Origin of the sequence: Paractinoplanes tereljensis (assembly GCF_016862435.1) — a bacterium.
Classification (GTDB): domain Bacteria; phylum Actinomycetota; class Actinomycetes; order Mycobacteriales; family Micromonosporaceae; genus Actinoplanes; species Actinoplanes tereljensis.
Genome location: NZ_BOMY01000022.1, coordinates 139,688 through 155,284, shown reverse-complemented (window position 1 = coordinate 155,284; position 15,597 = coordinate 139,688). Strand labels below are relative to the sequence as shown.

Annotated in this window: 18 protein-coding genes; 9 read left to right on the top strand and 9 right to left on the bottom strand. The window is 70.8% G+C overall.

Features of this window, described 5'->3' with window-relative positions; translation table 11 throughout:
* The first annotated feature begins 140 nt into the window (after positions 1-140).
* Both Ate02nite_RS15925 and Ate02nite_RS15920 read left to right on the top strand, forming a co-directional pair.
* Positions 141-1,418, top strand: coding sequence for an inorganic phosphate transporter (locus Ate02nite_RS15925; RefSeq protein ID WP_203806103.1), 1,278 nt, complete (start codon positions 141-143; stop codon positions 1,416-1,418).
* Positions 1,418-1,699 (top strand): hypothetical protein, encoded by a 282-nt coding sequence (locus tag Ate02nite_RS15920; RefSeq protein WP_203806101.1) that lies wholly within the window; start codon positions 1,418-1,420, stop codon positions 1,697-1,699. The genes Ate02nite_RS15925 and Ate02nite_RS15920 overlap by 1 nt, the downstream gene beginning before the upstream one ends.
* A gap of 1 nt (position 1,700) precedes the next feature.
* On the opposite strand, the gene Ate02nite_RS15915 is transcribed toward Ate02nite_RS15920, so the two are convergent.
* Complete coding sequence (locus tag Ate02nite_RS15915; protein WP_203806099.1) at positions 1,701-2,444, bottom strand: hypothetical protein; 744 nt, start codon at positions 2,442-2,444, stop codon at positions 1,701-1,703.
* A 93-nt stretch (positions 2,445-2,537) separates the two neighbouring features.
* Here Ate02nite_RS15915 and Ate02nite_RS15910 point away from each other — a divergent pair, with 93 nt between their 5' ends.
* A complete protein-coding gene (locus Ate02nite_RS15910; protein ID WP_203806097.1) occupies positions 2,538-4,094 on the top strand; it encodes a serine protease in 1,557 nt (518 codons plus the stop codon).
* A 6-nt stretch (positions 4,095-4,100) separates the two neighbouring features.
* Here the strand turns inward: Ate02nite_RS15910 and Ate02nite_RS15905 are convergent, their stop codons facing one another.
* Positions 4,101-5,189, bottom strand: a complete 1,089-nt coding sequence (locus tag Ate02nite_RS15905) for a glycerophosphodiester phosphodiesterase (protein ID WP_203806095.1) — start codon at positions 5,187-5,189, stop codon at positions 4,101-4,103.
* A 187-nt stretch (positions 5,190-5,376) separates the two neighbouring features.
* Between Ate02nite_RS15905 and Ate02nite_RS15900 the strand changes: the two genes are divergently transcribed.
* The gene (locus Ate02nite_RS15900) at positions 5,377-5,862 is read left to right on the top strand and encodes a hypothetical protein (RefSeq protein ID WP_203806093.1); all 486 of its coding nucleotides are present in this window, start codon (positions 5,377-5,379) and stop codon (positions 5,860-5,862) included.
* Here the strand turns inward: Ate02nite_RS15900 and Ate02nite_RS15895 are convergent.
* The 5 genes from Ate02nite_RS15895 to Ate02nite_RS15875 form a co-directional block, all read right to left on the bottom strand.
* Complete coding sequence (locus Ate02nite_RS15895) at positions 5,859-6,509, bottom strand: response regulator transcription factor (protein ID WP_203806091.1); 651 nt, start codon at positions 6,507-6,509, stop codon at positions 5,859-5,861. The genes Ate02nite_RS15900 and Ate02nite_RS15895 overlap by 4 nt on opposite strands.
* Positions 6,506-7,780, bottom strand: coding sequence for a sensor histidine kinase (locus Ate02nite_RS15890; RefSeq protein ID WP_203806089.1), 1,275 nt, complete (start codon positions 7,778-7,780; stop codon positions 6,506-6,508). Before Ate02nite_RS15890 ends, Ate02nite_RS15895 begins: the two co-directional genes overlap by 4 nt.
* A gap of 15 nt (positions 7,781-7,795) precedes the next feature.
* Positions 7,796-8,542 carry an ABC transporter permease subunit gene (locus tag Ate02nite_RS15885; protein ID WP_203806087.1) on the bottom strand — a complete coding sequence of 249 codons (747 nt, stop codon included), beginning with the start codon at positions 8,540-8,542 and terminating at the stop codon, positions 7,796-7,798.
* On the bottom strand, positions 8,539-9,261 hold the full coding sequence (locus tag Ate02nite_RS15880; protein ID WP_203806085.1) for an ABC transporter ATP-binding protein: 723 nt from the start codon (positions 9,259-9,261) through the stop codon (positions 8,539-8,541). The genes Ate02nite_RS15885 and Ate02nite_RS15880 overlap by 4 nt, the downstream gene beginning before the upstream one ends.
* A gap of 110 nt (positions 9,262-9,371) precedes the next feature.
* Positions 9,372-9,704 carry a VOC family protein gene (locus Ate02nite_RS15875; protein ID WP_203806083.1) on the bottom strand — a complete coding sequence of 111 codons (333 nt, stop codon included), beginning with the start codon at positions 9,702-9,704 and terminating at the stop codon, positions 9,372-9,374.
* Positions 9,705-9,943: 239 nt separating this feature from the next.
* Between Ate02nite_RS15875 and Ate02nite_RS15870 the strand changes: the two genes are divergently transcribed.
* The gene (locus Ate02nite_RS15870) at positions 9,944-10,696 is read left to right on the top strand and encodes a hypothetical protein (RefSeq protein ID WP_203806081.1); all 753 of its coding nucleotides are present in this window, start codon (positions 9,944-9,946) and stop codon (positions 10,694-10,696) included.
* Positions 10,697-10,984: 288 nt separating this feature from the next.
* Here the strand turns inward: Ate02nite_RS15870 and Ate02nite_RS15865 are convergent, their stop codons facing one another.
* Together Ate02nite_RS15865 and Ate02nite_RS15860 are read right to left on the bottom strand one after the other, a co-directional pair.
* Positions 10,985-11,365 (bottom strand): RidA family protein, encoded by a 381-nt coding sequence (locus Ate02nite_RS15865; protein WP_203806078.1) that lies wholly within the window; start codon positions 11,363-11,365, stop codon positions 10,985-10,987.
* On the bottom strand, positions 11,362-12,603 hold the full coding sequence (locus tag Ate02nite_RS15860; RefSeq protein ID WP_203806076.1) for an FAD-dependent monooxygenase: 1,242 nt from the start codon (positions 12,601-12,603) through the stop codon (positions 11,362-11,364). Before Ate02nite_RS15860 ends, Ate02nite_RS15865 begins: the two co-directional genes overlap by 4 nt.
* Before the next feature lie 20 nt (positions 12,604-12,623).
* Here Ate02nite_RS15860 and Ate02nite_RS15855 point away from each other — a divergent pair, with 20 nt between their 5' ends.
* The 4 genes from Ate02nite_RS15855 to Ate02nite_RS15840 are packed head-to-tail and all read left to right on the top strand — an operon-like array spanning position 12,624 to position 15,595.
* The gene (locus Ate02nite_RS15855) at positions 12,624-13,190 is read left to right on the top strand and encodes a TetR/AcrR family transcriptional regulator C-terminal domain-containing protein (RefSeq protein ID WP_203806074.1); all 567 of its coding nucleotides are present in this window, start codon (positions 12,624-12,626) and stop codon (positions 13,188-13,190) included.
* Positions 13,190-14,440, top strand: coding sequence for an alpha/beta fold hydrolase (locus Ate02nite_RS15850; RefSeq protein WP_203806072.1), 1,251 nt, complete (start codon positions 13,190-13,192; stop codon positions 14,438-14,440). Before Ate02nite_RS15855 ends, Ate02nite_RS15850 begins: the two co-directional genes overlap by 1 nt.
* Positions 14,440-14,730 carry a hypothetical protein gene (locus tag Ate02nite_RS15845; protein ID WP_239147437.1) on the top strand — a complete coding sequence of 97 codons (291 nt, stop codon included), beginning with the start codon at positions 14,440-14,442 and terminating at the stop codon, positions 14,728-14,730. Before Ate02nite_RS15850 ends, Ate02nite_RS15845 begins: the two co-directional genes overlap by 1 nt.
* A gap of 13 nt (positions 14,731-14,743) precedes the next feature.
* Positions 14,744-15,595 (top strand): helix-turn-helix domain-containing protein, encoded by an 852-nt coding sequence (locus tag Ate02nite_RS15840; RefSeq protein WP_203806070.1) that lies wholly within the window; start codon positions 14,744-14,746, stop codon positions 15,593-15,595.
* Positions 15,596-15,597: the final 2 nt, after the last annotated feature.

Here is a 15,597-nt window from a genome sequence, read left to right as displayed (position 1 = left end):
ACCCGGCCGTTCGCTCTGCGTAGCTAAAAAACTACCTAGAGTTCATCTTTGGGAAACATGAGGTTAACGAGGATCGAACATCGAAAAGGTGACGTTCATCCTCTAGAAACCGCACAGAATGCCGAGCGACGATCACCCACGTGACACAAGCTTCGGTGGTCCTCGCCCTGGTGGTTGTGACGGCATTGGCCTTCGACTTCACCAACGGTTTCCACGACACCGCGAACGCGATGGCCACGACCATCGCCACCAAGGCCCTCAAGCCGAAGACCGCGGTCGCGCTCTCCGGCATCCTGAATCTGGTCGGGGCCTTCCTGTCCGTGCAGGTGGCGCTCACCGTCACCAACGCCGTGGTCAAGATCCAGAATTCGAACGGTACGCCGAAAGCCGCGCTGGTCTCGGACGGCGGCAGTGCGCTGCTGCTGATAATCCTGGCCGGCCTGGTCGGCGGCATCGTCTGGAACCTGCTGACCTGGTTGCTGGGCCTGCCGTCGAGCTCGTCGCACGCGCTGTTCGGCGGCCTGATCGGCGCCACCATCGCCGGGCTCGGCTGGGCCGGGGTCAACTGGAACGGCGACGGCTCGAAGCTGGACGGCGTGGTCGGCAAGGTGCTGCTGCCGGCCATCCTGTCCCCGGCCATCGCCGGGTTCGTCGCGCTCGTCGGCACCTGGATCATCCACCGGATCACCGCCGGGCTCGCCGCCCGCTACACCGACCAGGGCTTCAAGTGGGGTCAGATCGGCAGTGCCTCGCTGGTCTCGCTGGCGCACGGCACCAACGACGCGCAGAAGACGATGGGCGTCATCACCCTGGCCCTGATCGCCTCCGGCGACTGGACCGACACCAAGAACATCCCGTTCTGGGTCAAGGTCGCCTGCGCCCTGGCCATCGCGCTCGGCACCTACCTGGGCGGCTGGCGGATCATCCGCACCCTCGGCAAGGGCCTCGTCGACATCGCCCCGGCCCAGGGCATGGCCGCCCAGTCCAGCTCGGCTGCGGTCATCCTGGCCTCCAGCCACCTCGGCTTCGCGCTGTCCACCACGCACGTCGCCACCGGCTCGGTGCTCGGCTCCGGCCTCGGCCGCCCCGGCGCCCAGGTGCGCTGGCGGGTCGCCGGCCGGATGGTCACCGCCTGGCTGATCACCCTGCCCGCGGCCGGTGTGGTCGGCGCCGCGATGTGGGGCATCGGGCACCTGATCGGCGGCCTGGCCGGCGCGCTCGTGGTCTTCGCCGTGCTGGTGGCGGCCGCGATCGGGGTCTGGTTCCGCTCGCGCCGCGCCCCGGTCGGTAGCCACAACGTCAACGACGACTGGGACCCGGTGGCCGCGGAGGAACCGGTGCCCGATGCGGTGCCGGTCCACGCCGCCGACGTCCCGGCTACCCTGCCCACCCCGGAACTGACGAAGGGCCGCGTCTGATGCACAACCTCGGATTCGCCCTGGACGGGGCGTGGCGGGTGCTGCTCGCCGGACTGCTGCTCGGGGCCGGGCTGCCGGTGCTGTTCGCCCTCGGCATCCGCTCGCTGGCCTGGGCCGACGCCGGCGGGGTGGTCCGGCCGGCCGGCAAGACCCTCGGTTACGGGCTGTTCGCCGTGGTGATCCTGGGCGTGCTGCTCGGCATCACGTTCATCGTGGCGACCGGTTTCGGCAAGGCGCTGAGCTTCGAGCACATCTACCCCACCATCGTGCCCAAGCACTGAATTAGATCTCGGGACCCGATCGCAGGAGTTTCAGTAGGTTCGTGACGGCCGCCCTGCGGTTGTGGACGTCCGTCACGCGTACCCATGGGGAAAGCGCTAGATCGACGGCGCGTTCGTCGCGGCAGGAAGCTGGGTCGGCGGCAGCGGCCGCGATGCGGTCGGCCGTTCGGCCGGTCCCGCCCAGCACCAGCACCGGGCGGTGTTCCGCGACGCTGAGCAGGCAGTCCTCGAAGGCGATCTCGCCGCCGTTGACCAGGATCGTGGCCGACGGCGCGCCGCCGGCCAGCAGCGTCGCGGTGCGGGCGAGATAGGGCGCCTCGTCGCCGAAATCGGCGCCGGGCACGAGCACGAAGTGCGAGTGATGCGGTTCGAGTGGCACCGCCTCCGCGCCGCCCGGATTGCCGGGGAAGATCACCGTGCCCAGTGCAGCCACCCCGACCAGCGGAAACGCGCGGCTCTCGCTCTCCCGGGATCGGCCGAGCATGCGCATCACGCCGGCGTCGGTGCCGCCGTCCACCGCGACCGCGCCCATCTCGCTGATCGCCGTCGCGATCAGGTGCGCGAACAGGTCGGTGAGATCGTCGTCGTCCATCAGGCCGGCGCCGCCGACCACCGCCACCACCGGCCGTGGCCGGCTCAGCCCGAGCGTTCCGATGGTGGCCGCGAGATCGGCCAGACCGGCCGGGCGCACGGCGACGGCCGCGTGGTCATTGGCCAGCCGCAGACGCTCCGGGCTCACAAGCATGCAGCGTACTGTACTGATCAACATTGTCGATGCGGTCATCCGACAGTGGCACGGCTTGACCGCTCGCCGTGCGACCGGAAACCTGACTCCACGATGAAGAGGTGGACCGAGGCCGACCGGCGGCGATGCGACGAGGCGTTCAGCAACTTCGATCGGCGGCAGGTGGCCGCGTCGGCCGCGCAGTTCGCCGAGGTGATCGCCGAGCGCGGCGGTGGGGACGCCTGGCTGGAGCCGGCCGTCGCGCTGCTGCGCCGCCTGCAGCACAAGGGTTACGTGCCGGTGCTGCTCACGCTGGCCGAGTCGCTGCTGCGCAGCGGCCTGGACCGGCCGCCGATCCGCTATCTGTACGCACTCGCCCTGCTCGACCAGGGCCGGGTCGCGGCGGCCGAGGCGATCCTGCTGCGCATGCCACCGGAGATCATCCGGGGTGACGCCGACGTGCGGTCCGCGATCGGGCGCGTGCACAAGGCCCGCTACCTGGCCGGCGGATCGCCGCTCGACCTGCGCGAGGCGGTCCGCTGGTACCGCTCGACCTATCTCGACGACCCGGCCACCAACCACTATCCGGGGATCAACGCGGCGGCCATGCTGCGGCTGGCCGCCGCCGACGGCACGCACGTCGAGGGCTTCGCCCGGCCCGAGGCGGAGGCGCGGTCGCTGGCCGCCGAGATCCTCGCCCGGATCGGCCCGTCCGCCGACCAGTGGCAGCTGGCCTGCGCGGTGGAGGCCTGCCTCATCCTCGACCGGGACCCGTTCGACTGGCTCAACCGCTACCTCTCGCACCCGGGCGTGGACGCGTTCGAGGTCAACACCACCCTGCGGCAGTTCCAGCTGTTGCACGGGCTGGCCCCGGACGTGCCGCCGGGCCGGCAGGTGCTGCCGCTGCTGCGCGCGCGCCAGCTGGCCGCCAGCGGCGGCTGGGTGGACCTGACCGCCGACGTCGTCGGCAGCGAGAGCATGCGGGCCATCGACGAGGTCCTGGAGAAGAATTTCAGCGACGACCAATTCCGTACGACGAGGTGGTTGCGGACCGCACTGACCCGCTGCCGGGCGGTCGCCCGGGTGGAGACGCCGACCGGGGTCGGGGTCGGCACCGGGTTCCTGCTGGATGGCCGCGACCTGGCCGCCGGGCTGCCGGCCCGGGTGCTGCTGACCAACGCGCACGTGGTGCCGGACCGGCTGAACCCGGGGGAGTGCTACGCGTCGTTCCTCGGCGTCGACGACCCGTCGTCCCGCCACCCGCTGGGCAACGTCCTGTGGACCTCGCCGGTCCCTGACCTGGACGCCACGCTGTTGGAACTGCCCGTCCCGCCGGACGAGTCGATCGTGCCGCTGCCGGTGCGCACGGCCGGCCTGATCGAACCGCCGGTCGACCGGGCCTTCGTGATCGGCTATCCGGGTGGCCGGTCGGACGTGGCGTTCTCGCTGCACGACACCCGGCTGCTCGACTTCGACGACCGGGTCGCGCATTACCGCACCCCGACCGAGGGCGGCAGCTCGGGCAGCCCGGTCTTCGACGACGAGTGGCGGGTGTTCGCGCTGCACCACAGCGGCAACTTCAACGTGCGCAAGCTCAACCGGGAGGTCGGCCGGTACGACGCGAACGAGGGGATCCTGATGTCGAAGATCCGGGCCTCGCTCGCGTCGTGACCGCGGTCAGCGCAGCTTGCGGGCCAGCACGCCGATGTCGGACTGGTCGGTGAACAGGCCGTCGATGCCGGTCTTCAGGAACGTGATCTGCTCGGCGATGGCCCGGCCGTAGGCGTTCGGGTCGGTGCCCACCCGGTAGTCGGCCGGCAGGAACTGGTTCTCCGCGCGGAAGGTGTACGGGACGACCTTGAGGCCGGCCGTGTGCGCGTCCTTCACCAGGCTGGTCGGCGTGCCCAGGGTGGCGTCGGCGTTGCGCGGGATCACCTGGCTCTTGTCCGGGCCGATTCCGTCGACGTAACCGGACAGCTCCTTGAGCCCGGCCGGCGTCAGGTAGTCCGCGTAGGTCCTGGTGTCGTTGAACGGGCTGCCGGCCGCGCTGGTCAGGAACACCAGGTTGACCCGGGCCTTGGAGCGGATGGCCTTGAGGTTGGCGGCCTCGAACGACTGGATCCACACCCGCGCGCCGCGCCGGTTGAGGCCGGCCCGGTCGAGCGAACGCAGCAGCGGGGTCTCCAGCTCCAGGCCGAGCCGCCGGAAGTAGGTGGGGTGCTTGGTCTCCGGGATGACACCCAGGTCGCGGTCCAGCTCCTTCGACAGCTTCCCGCGCAGGGCCAGGAACTCCTCGAACGTCGGCACCTCGAACAGGCCGTCGTAGAGGGTGTTGCGCTGGCGGACGGCGGGCAGCCGCTCGATCGCGCGCAGCGTCTTCAGCTCGGCCAGGGTGAAGTCCTCGGTGAACCAGCCGGTGACGCTGATCCCGTCGAGCAGCACGGTCTTCTTACGGGCCGCGAACTCGGGCCGGGTCGCCACGTCGGTGGTGCCGCCGATCTCCGGCTCGTGCCGGCAGACCAGCACGTGGTCCTTGGTGGACACCAGGTCGGGCTCGAGATAGTCGGCACCCAGCCGGGCGGCCAGCTCGTACGACGCGAGCGTGTGCTCCGGCCGGTAACCGGACGCACCACGGTGGCCGAAGACCTCGGTGGTCTTGGTGTCGTGCCCATGCGCGTGCGCCACCGCCGGGGCGACGGCCGTGCCCAGCGCGGGTGCGGCGGCGGCGACGGCGCCCATACGCAGCACCTGACGTCGGTCTGCCACGAGTTCCTCCACGGGGTTTCGCACCCGGCGTCCGTCGCCGGCGGTCCCCGTGGCAGTCGACTGGACCCGGACGTCGTGACGGCGACCTCGACATGGCGATCAAGGAAACGAATCGGAAAGCATCTTTCGGGGGTAATCACCGCGCCGATACGGTGTGGCCAGAGCGCGCTCACGGGCGGAGTAGGTCATGAGATTTCCGTTTGCCGGCCCACGTCATGCTGCTGTTCCCGTTCCGGTCGCGCCCCCGCCTGCGCCGGCTCCGCCGCCCCCGCCGTTGGCTGTCCGGACCGACCTGACGCTTCTCCTGGGCCGCCACCTCGGTGATTACCTGACCCAGGAGGTGCTGCGGGAGTGGGCGCTGCTGCCCGGGCTCGGCGCCGGACCGGCGCGGTCACTGCTCTCCCCGGACCTGGGCGTCTCGCTGCTGGCCGACGACTACGGCCGGATCGCGATGATCTTCCTGCACTTCCACGGCGACGCCGGCTTCCAGCCCTACCCGGGCGCGATTCCCGGCCGGGGCGGGACGATCCCGAAGCGGAACAGCCTGATGGCCGCGCTCGGCCGCCCCGACCCGGGCACGACCGGCCAGTGGAGCTTCCCGACGTTCACGATGTTCGCGCAGTACGCCGCCGACAACGAGAACCTGCTGCGACTGACCCTTCGAGCGGCCTAGCCACTCAGGTAGCGCAAGACGGCGAGAACGCGGCGGTTGTCGGCCTCGCCCGGCGGCAGGCCCAGCTTGTCGAAGATGCTCGCCACGTGCTTCTCCACGGTTCCGCCGGTCACCACCAGCGCACCGGCGATGCCGGCGTTCGACCGGCCCTCGGCCATCAGCGCGAGCACGTGCCGCTCCCGCCCGGTCAGCGCGGCCACGCCGTCGGCCCGTCGGCTGACCCGCAGCAGCTGACCGACGACCTCGGGGTCGAGTGCGGTGCCGCCGGCCGCGACCCGGGCCAGCGCGTCGGCGAACTCGGCGACGTCGGCCACCCGCTCCTTCAGCAGGTATCCGGCGCCGGCCGCGTTACCGGCCAGCAGCCGGGCCGTGTACTTGGTCTCGATGTACTGCGACAGCACCAGCACCCCGGTGCCGGGGTGCGTGCGGCGGATCTCCAGCGCGGCCCGCAGCCCCTCGTCGGTGTGTGTCGGCGGCATCCGGATGTCGGCCACCACCACGTCGGGCCGGTGCTCGGCCACCGCGGCCAGCAGCGCGTCACCGTCGCCGACGGCCGCGCACACCCGGTGCCCGTGGTCCTCGATCAGCCGGGTGAGCCCGGCCCGGAACAGAACCGCGTCCTCGGCGATCACCACTTTTACGGTCATGCGCGCATCGGCAGCTCGACGGTGATCGTGGTCGGGCCGCCCGGTGGGCTCGCGATGGTGAGTCCACCGTCCACCACGGCCACCCGCTGTGCGAGGCCCGACAGACCGCTGCCCCGGGCCGGGTCGGCCCCGCCGGTGCCGTCGTCGGCGACGCTGAGCAGCAACATCTCCGGCCGGCCCGCCGCCCGGACGGCGACCTTGGTCGCGAAGCTGTGCTTGGCCGCGTTGGCCAGCAGTTCGGCGGCGCAGAAGTAGGCGATGGACTCGATCGCCGGGGTGGGCCGGACCGGGATGCCGACCTCCAGCTCGACCGGGATCGCGCTGTCGGCGGCCAGCGAGGCGAGCGCGTCGGCCAGCCCGTTGTCGAGCACCGGCGGGTGGATCCCGCGAACCAGGCCGCGCAGGTCGCCCAGCGCGTCCTTGGCCCCGCGCAGCGCGGCGTCGACCAGCTCGCGGGCGGCCGCGGTGTCCGGGTCGGCGCCGTCCAGCTTCTCCCTGGCCATGCCCAGGTTCATGGCCAGGGTGGCCAGCCGCATCTGCGCGCCGTCGTGCAGGTCCCGCTCGAGGCGCCGCAGCCGGGCGGCCGAGTCGTCCACCGCCAGCGCCCGGCTCAGCTCCAGGTCGTGCACCCGCCGGGCCAGCCGCCCCGGCCCGAGCAGGCCCCGGATCAGCCAGACGTCGAGCGCCGTGACGGCCCGGGTCACCCAGGGCGCGGCCAGCAGCATCGCCGCTCCGGCTCCGGCGGCGGCGAACGTGCCGGGGAAGGTCGCCACCTGGAACGTGCCGTCGCCGAACATCCCGAACGGGGTAAACACCGGCAGTGGGCTCAGGCTCGTCCCCGGCGGGTGGTTCCGGAACGCACCCCACAGCAGCGGGTAGCTCAGGTTGACCAGCCCGCCGACCCAGAGCAACACGGCGTACAGCTGGAGCAGGGCGACCGGCAGCTTGGCCGACAGGTAGGCGATGACTCGCCATCCCGCCGGCCGTCCTTCGACTCGGACCCCGAGCAGCCGGGCCGCGAGGGCGAGTTGCACTTCACCGAGCCGCCGGGCGGCCGGCGTTGCCGCCAGCAGAACGAACAGCAGGACCACGCCGATCGCGGCGGCGGCCATCTCGGCCGGGGACGGGTTGCCCCGGCCGCCGGCCGCCACCAGCCAGATCAGGTCCACCGTGCCGATGAAGAGCACGACCGGGTTGATCACCGCGAACGGCAGGCCGGCCAGGCCGAACAGCAGCTCGCGGCCGGCCCGCCGGAGGAACGATCGACCCATGCCGCCATCCTCCACTTACGCGTCCCGCCGGGCCAGCAGCCAGCCGCCGATCGCCAGGGCGATCGCCGCGTACAGCGAGAGCATGCCGAGGCCGGCCCAGGCCGACAAGAACTGCGGGCAGTCGGTACAGGCCACCGGTCTGGTCGTGCTCAGCGAATTCGCCAAAATCAGAATCGGCATGTACGCCGCGACGCCGTGCGCCAGGAACCCGATGACCTGGACCACCACGTACACGCCGGCCACCAGCACGCCGACCGCGGCCGCACTGTGCCGGACGATCGCGCCCAGACCCAGCCCGAGTAGCCCGATCAGGCTGAACGCGGCGCCGGTCAGCACGACCGCCCGCAGCACGCCGGGCTGACCCAGCGTGGGCGCCGCGAGGCCGTGGCCTACGTTGGCTGACGCGGCGAAGAACGCGACGAACGACGCGACCTCTCCGACGATCAGGGCCACCACCCCGAACACCGCCGCCTTCGCGGCCAGGAGCACCGACCGCCGCGGTACGGCAGCGAGGGTGACCCGGATCGTTCCCGAGCTGTACTCGCCGGTCATCGTCAGCACCCCGAGGATTCCGGCCAGCAGTACGCCGGGGACCACCCCGGCCAGCGCGTTGTTGGTCAGGTCGACGGCGGCGTCCCGGCTGTTCCGGCCCACCGCGACGCCGATACCGACCGTCCCGGCCACGGTGACCGCCAGGGTCCACCAGGTCGACCGCAGGCTGCGCAGCTTGATCCATTCCATCCGGGCCACCCGCGCGATCATGACGGCACCTCCCGGTACTCGACGGCCTCGCTGGTGAGCCGGAAGAACGCGTCCTCCAGCGACGCGGCTCCGGCCGACATCTCGGCCACCGTGGTGTCCGCGAGCAGCCGCCCCCGGCCGATCACCACCAGTCGCTCGGCGGTCAGTGCCATCTCGCTGATCAGATGGCTGGACACGAACACCGTGCGGCCCTGCGCGGCCAGTGACTTGAGCAGCTCCCGGATCCACCGGACCCCTTCCGGGTCCAGTCCGTTCACCGGTTCGTCCAGCAGCAGCACCGCCGGATCGCCCAGCAGCGCCGCGGCGACCCCGAGCCGCTGTCCCATCCCGAGTGAGAACTTCCCGGCCCGCCGCCCGGCCGCACTGGTCAGGCCGACCATGTCGAGCACCTCGTCGACCCGGCCTCGCGGGATCGCGTTGCCGGCGGCCATCGCGGTCAGGTGACTGCGGGCGCTGCGGCCCGGGTGGAACGCCCGGGCCTCCAGCAGTGCGCCGACCTCGCGCAGCGGGAACCGCAGGTCGCGGTAGCGGCGGCCGCCGATCCGGGCCCGGCCGGCGTCGGGCCGGTCCAGCCCGAGGATCAGCCGCATGGTGGTGGACTTGCCCGACCCGTTGGGGCCGAGGAAGCCGGTGACACTGCCCGGCCGCACGTCGAAGCTGAGCGCGTTGACCGCGACCGTAGGTCCATATCGCCTGGTGAGATTCCGGGCCTCGATCACCGGTAGCTCCTTCCGTAGTCGGTGCTTACGGAAGATGACGCTAGGCATCGAGGTGACCGGCCGGGATCCGGCTGACCGGCGTCTTCACCTGGGGGATTACCCCCAGACGGCTAGCCGCCGACGCCGAACTCGTTGCCGTCCGGGTCGCGGTAGACGGCCTTGCGTACGCCGTTCTCGTACTCCTCCCGACTGGCCGGCTCGACCCCGCGCGCCGCTTTGTCGGCCACCCATCGGTCGAAGTCGTCGACGAACAGCGTGACCAGACTGTGGCCGGCGTGCTCCGGCCGGACGACGATGTAGACCGAGCGACCGTCGCCGATGTTCCAGACCGCCTCGATGTCGTTCGGGAAGAACGCGGGCGGCCCGCCGAGGAACTTCTCGTACCAGCTCAGGGCGGCGGGGAAGTCGGTGACCGGGATACCGGCGAACAGGTGCGGGTCCATTTCGTCACTCTAGGTGAGGTCCCCTTCGGAGGGATCTTTAGAATTTGGCACACCGTCGTGCTATTTGCGGTATCTGCGCAGCTAGTCGGCCAAACGGCTGGTGTGGATCACCACTGTGGATCTCCGGGGTGACGTTTGCGCTGAGTGCGGGTGGGTGAACATCGCAGTACAGTTCCGCTCGCCTACCTTGATCAGCTCCCGGAGGTCCCCCGATGGCAAGCTGGGTTCTCATTCCCTGCTTGAAGAGTTTGTTCGCGGAGTTCGACCGGATCGCGCCGCAGCGCGACAGGGCCAGCGACGGCAGCATCGGCGACACCGCGCACTCGCAGACCTCGTCCGACCACAACCCGGACGAGACCGGCTCGGTGCCGATCCACGACGCCGACAAGGTCAACGAGGTCCACGCGATCGACGTCGACAACAACCTGAACGAGAGCGACCTGACCATGGAGAAGGTCGTGCAGTTCCTGCTCGGCCGCTGCCGGTCGGGTGCCGAGAAGCGGCTGCGCTACATCATCTGGAACAAGCGCATCTGGTCGGCCAGCTCCGACTGGGTCCAGAAGACCTACACCGGCGCCAGCCCGCACACCGAACACGCTCACTTCTCCGCTTCGTACACGACATCCCTCGAGGCGAGCACCGCCTCCTGGCACCTGGAGGACATCCCCGTGGCGCTGACCGCTGCCGACAAGACCTGGATCACCAACACGGTCGTGGCCCAGACGCAGAAGGCCATCGACTCCCGGCTGACCGCCATCGGCAAGGAGGTGACGACCGACTACCGCATGCCAGGCACCAACACCCCGGGCTCGACCTACACCCGCAACCTGGCCGACATCACCGGCGACGTCTGGTTCGCCGCCATGGTCGGCACGACGAAGGGCGGCGACCCCCTCCCCCCGGACGGCGTCTTCGCCAAGCTCCTGGAAGACCTGGCCATCCTGACGGCGAAGGTGGACGCCCTGACCGCCCAGGTCGAAAAGAAGAGCTGAACCTTTTCCGTACGCGCCGGCTCAGTCCCGTGGCACTCGGTCCCGCACGGTGCGACTCACCCTCCGCGCGCCCGCTGCGGGCGGGCCCGACCCCACGCGGGCGGGCCCCCGACCGGCGTGCAACTCCGGCACGTGCCGCGCAACCACACGCCCACCCCCGGCGGGATTTGCTCTGCTCACCTATGAGCAGAGCAAAGTGTCGAACGGGCTGGTGTTCGTCCTGGTCGGCGCGGTGAGCCGGCGCCTGCCGGCGAGTGCGGACCGCCAGACCTCGAGCGCGAAAGGTGTCTAGATTGCGGCGACCACCTCGACCTCGAGCAGGAAGCCCGGCTGGAACAAGGCCGGGACCGGGACCAGGGTGCTGGCTGGGGCCGGGCCTCGGCGCAGGGCGGTGAAGATGGCCGGCACCAGGTCGGGGCGGTAGTCGACCACGTAGATGGTCTCCTTGATGACGTCGGCCCAGGCTGCGCTGGCCGCGGTCAGCAGCGCGGTGATGTTGTCGGCGATCTGCGCGGCCTGGGCGGCGTGGTCGCCGGCGCCGACCAGCGCGCCGTCGGTGTCCCAGGCGACCTGGCCAGAGAGGAAGAGCAGGCCGCCAACGGTCACGGCCTGGCTGATCAGGTCGGGGATGGCGAAGACGGTGGGTGGGTTGAGGCGTTCGATGGTCATGCCAGGTGTCCGTCCGGTCGTACCAGTCCTGCTTCGGTTTTGATGTGCTGGCCGGTGCGCAGTCGCTCGAAGAGCGTGCCGTCCAGATTGGGCACCCGGCGGCCGGTTGCGTAGGCCACGTCCAAGCCGGACAGACGCTCGGCCAGCTGCCGGGACATGTCCGGGGCGGTGGCGATCAGGCGGCTCAGCAACGCCCGCAGCGCTTGGCCCTCCGGCGTCCAGCCGGTCATCAGGGCGGTCTGCGCCCGGGTGTGTTCGAGCAGCGCGGCGCCGACCGGGTGCCGTTCCTCGTGGTAGGTGTCGAGCAGCGGCTCGGCGGCGCGGCCGGTGACCACCGCGGCCAGCTTCCAGCCGAGGTTGTGGGCGTCCTGGATGCCGACGTTCATGCCGACGCCGCCGGTGGGGAAGTGCTGGTGGGCGGCGTCGCCGGCGAGCAGCACCGAACCCCGGCGATAGGTCACCGCCTGCCGGGTGGCGTTGCCGAAACGGGAGAGCCAGACCGGGTCGCGCATGCCGAAGTCGGTGCCGGCGATGCGTTGCACCGAGGCGCGTAGTTCGTCGAGCCCGAGTTCGCCCGGCCCGGTCGTGTCGGGGGTCGCGCCGACCAGCCGGGTGATCCCGCCGCCCATCGGCACCATCATCAGGCCGCCGTCGGGGCCGGCGTAGTTCGCGAGCCGGGGCTCGTCGAGCACCACGTCGCCGAGGAAACCCCAGGTGGTGGCGTCGGTGCCGGGGAAGTCGACGCCGGCCGCGGTGCGCACGACGCTGCGGGTGCCGTCGCAGCCGACCACGAAACGGGCCGGCACGGTTTTGCCGCCGGCCAGTTCGACGCCGCGATCGGCCAGGCCGATCACCCGGCAACCCCGGCGGATGGTCGCGCCTAGTGCACGGGCGCGGGCTTCCAGCAATTCTTCGGTACGGGCCTGGGGCAGCGCCAACGTGAACGGGTACGGCGTATCCAGCACCGCGAAGTCCATCCGGTCGGGCAGTCCGCCGAAGTGGCCGTTCGGGATGCGTACGCCCTCGGCCAGGAACGTCTCCGCGACGCCGCGGCAGTCGAGGATCTCGATCGTGCGGGGGTGGATCGTCAACGCCTTCGAGTTCGGGTCCCGCTCGGTGCGGGTCTCCAGCACGGTGACGGTGGCGCCGCCCAGCCGCAGTTCGGCGGCGAGCCACAGCCCGGTCGGGCCGGCTCCGACGATGACGACATCGGTCTCTTGGTCACTGACCAAATTCATGGGCCGAGTACACTTGGTCAGTGACCAAGAGTCAAGGGGATGTGGTGCGGACCGCCCTGGCGATCCTCGACGAGCACGGCGCGGCCGCCGTCTCCCTCCGGGCGATCGCCGAGCGGCTCGGCGTACGGATGAATTCGGTGTTGTGGCATGCCAAGAGCCGAGCCCGGCTCGGCGAGCTGATGGCCGACGCGATCATCGGAGGCGTAAGCCTCGAAGGCCTGCCGGCCGGCTGGCGGGAGCGGGCCGCCGAGATCGTCCGCCGCTACCGGGGCGCCCTTCTCGCCCACCGCGACGGCGCGGCCGTGGTGACCGGCACCTACGCGGCCGAGCCGGCCACCCTCGACGTCGCCGAGGCGCTGGTCGGCGCGCTGCTCGACGGCGGGATGGCGGAGCGCGACGCCGCCTGGACGTGCTGGAGCCTGATCTATTTCACCCTCGGCCTGACCCAGGAGGAGCAGGCCGCACCGGCCCGCTTCACCCGCGAGCTGGAGGTCGGCGACCGCCCCGCGTTGCGCCGCGTGCTGCCTGAGCTGAGCGTGGACAGCTTCGCGGAACGCTTCGAGTACGGCCTCGATAGGCTGCTTTGATGATCGCTCACCCGGGGCTGCGCTTCGCCGATCACACCGTCGCCGTGCCGCTCGACCACCGGCGGCCGGACGAGGGCACGATCGAGGTGTTCGCCCGCGAGGTGGTGGCGGCCGACCGGGCCGGCGACGACCTGCCGTGGCTGCTGTTCCTGCAGGGTGGGCCGGGCGGCAAGTCGCCGCGGCCGGTGCGCGCCGAGAGCTGGATCGGCCGGGCCGTGCGCACCCACCGGGTGCTGCTGCTCGACCAGCGTGGCACCGGCCGCAGTTCGCGTCTGGAGGCGGCCGGCCGGTCCCCGGAGGAACTCGCCGCCTACCTGCGCCTGTTCCGGGCTGACAGCATCGTCGCCGACGCCGAGATCCTGCGCCGGCAACTGGCCGGCGGGTCCAAATGGGACACCCTCGGGCAGAGCTACGGCGGTTTCGTCACCCTGGCGTACCTGTCGGCCGCCCCGCAGGGCCTGCGCAACTGCTTCATCACCGGCGGCCTGCCGGGCCTGGCCACGACCGCCGACGAGGTCTACGCCCGCACCTACCCGCGGGTCGCCGCGAAGAACGCGGAGTTCTACCGGGCCTTCCCGGCCGACGCGGCCGCGGTGCGCCGCATCGCCGACCATCTGACCCAAGCGGAGGTACGCCTGCCCGACGGTGACCGCCTCACCGTCGAGCGGTTCCGCTTCCTCGGCAGCATGTTCGGCATGAGCGACGGCTACGCCCAGCTGCACTGGCTGCTGGACGAGGCCTGGCACGGCGACCGGCTGTCGGACACCTTCCGGTACGAGGTGATGGCGCTGACCGGCTTCATCGACCAGCCGCTGTTCGCCCTGCAGGAGTACTGCTACGGCCAGGCCAACGGCCCGACCGGCTGGGCCGCGTCGCACGCCATCAAGAACTACCCGGCGTTCGCCGCCGAGGCCGACCCGCTGCTGTTCACCGGCGAGATGATGTACCCCTGGATGTTCGAGCAGATCGCCGCCCTGCGCCCGTTCGCGGCCGCCGCCCACCTGCTGGCCGAGTCCGACGACTGGCCGGTCCTCTACGACCGCGAACGGCTGGCCGCCAACGAGGTGCCGGTGCTGGCCGCGGTCTACGCCGACGACATGTACGTCGATGCCGGCCTATCCCTGGAGACGGCCGCCGCCGTGGGTAGTGTCCGCACGTGGGTGACGAACGAGCACGAGCACGACGGCCTGCGCACCTCGGGCGACGCGGTTCTGAGCCACCTGCTGGAGATGGCCGCCGGCCTGCGCTGATGCCGATCACCGTCGCGTGCAAGCGCCCGCAGGACTTCTTCAAGCACGGCTGGAACGTCAGCTACGTGCTGATCACGGTCAACCTGCTGCTGAACATCCTGATCGCGGTCATCGTCAACTCCATGGAGGAGGCCCGCCGCCTGGAGATGACCGAAGCCCTGGCCACCGACGACGACGGCGACGGCATCCCGGACGACATCGACCGCATCATGATCACCCAACGCCTGGACGACCTCCGCAGCACGATCGCCGAACTGGAACGCGACCTGCGCATCCACCGGGACGACTGAATATGATGGGCCGGTGCCCCGAGCCGAGGGACCGACGCTGCGCCGCCGCCGTCTGGGCGCTGAACTGCGGCGCTGCCGCGAGGCGGCCAAACTCACCCAGGAGCAGGTTTCGCAGCGGTTCGAGTGGCACCCGGCCAAGGTGACCCGGATCGAGACGGCCAAGGTCTCGGTCACCCCGCGCGACGTTCGCGATCTCCTCGACATGTACGGCGTTGACGACCGGGAGTACCGGGATTCCCTGGTGGACATGGCCCGTTCGTCGCGCGAGCAGTCCTGGTGGACCCAATATCGCGACATTCTTCCGCCGGACTCTTTTGTCGGCTTCGAGGCGGAGGCCGCCGCGATACGCAGCTGGGAACCGGTGGTCCTGCCGGGACTGCTGCAGACCGAGGCGTACATGCGGGCGCTGTTCGCGGTGTCGTTGTCGGCCGAGCGACTGGTGCTCATCGACCGCATCACCTCGCTGCGCCTGGCCCGCCAACGCCGGCTCCGCGAGGACCCTCCGCTGAAACTCTTCGCGATCGTCGACGAGTCGGTGATTCGCCGCCCGATCGGCGGCCGGCAGGTGATGGCCGAGCAGTTGCGCCATCTGCTCGCGGTATCGGAACTGCCGACCGTGACGCTGCGGGTTCTTCCGTACGACGCCGGCGAACACGCTCTGCTGGGTGTGTCCATCGCGATTCTGGAGTTCCCGGGCGGCGCCGATCCGGACATCGTCTATGTGGAGGGTCCGATCCGGTCGAGGCAGTTCGTCCGGCAGCCGGCCGAGGTCGGGCAGTACCGCGACGTGTTCGCGCAGCTGAGCCGGAGGTGCCTCGATCAACAGAGCACGACGGTGATGATCAAAAGCGTTCTCGCCGCATGAAA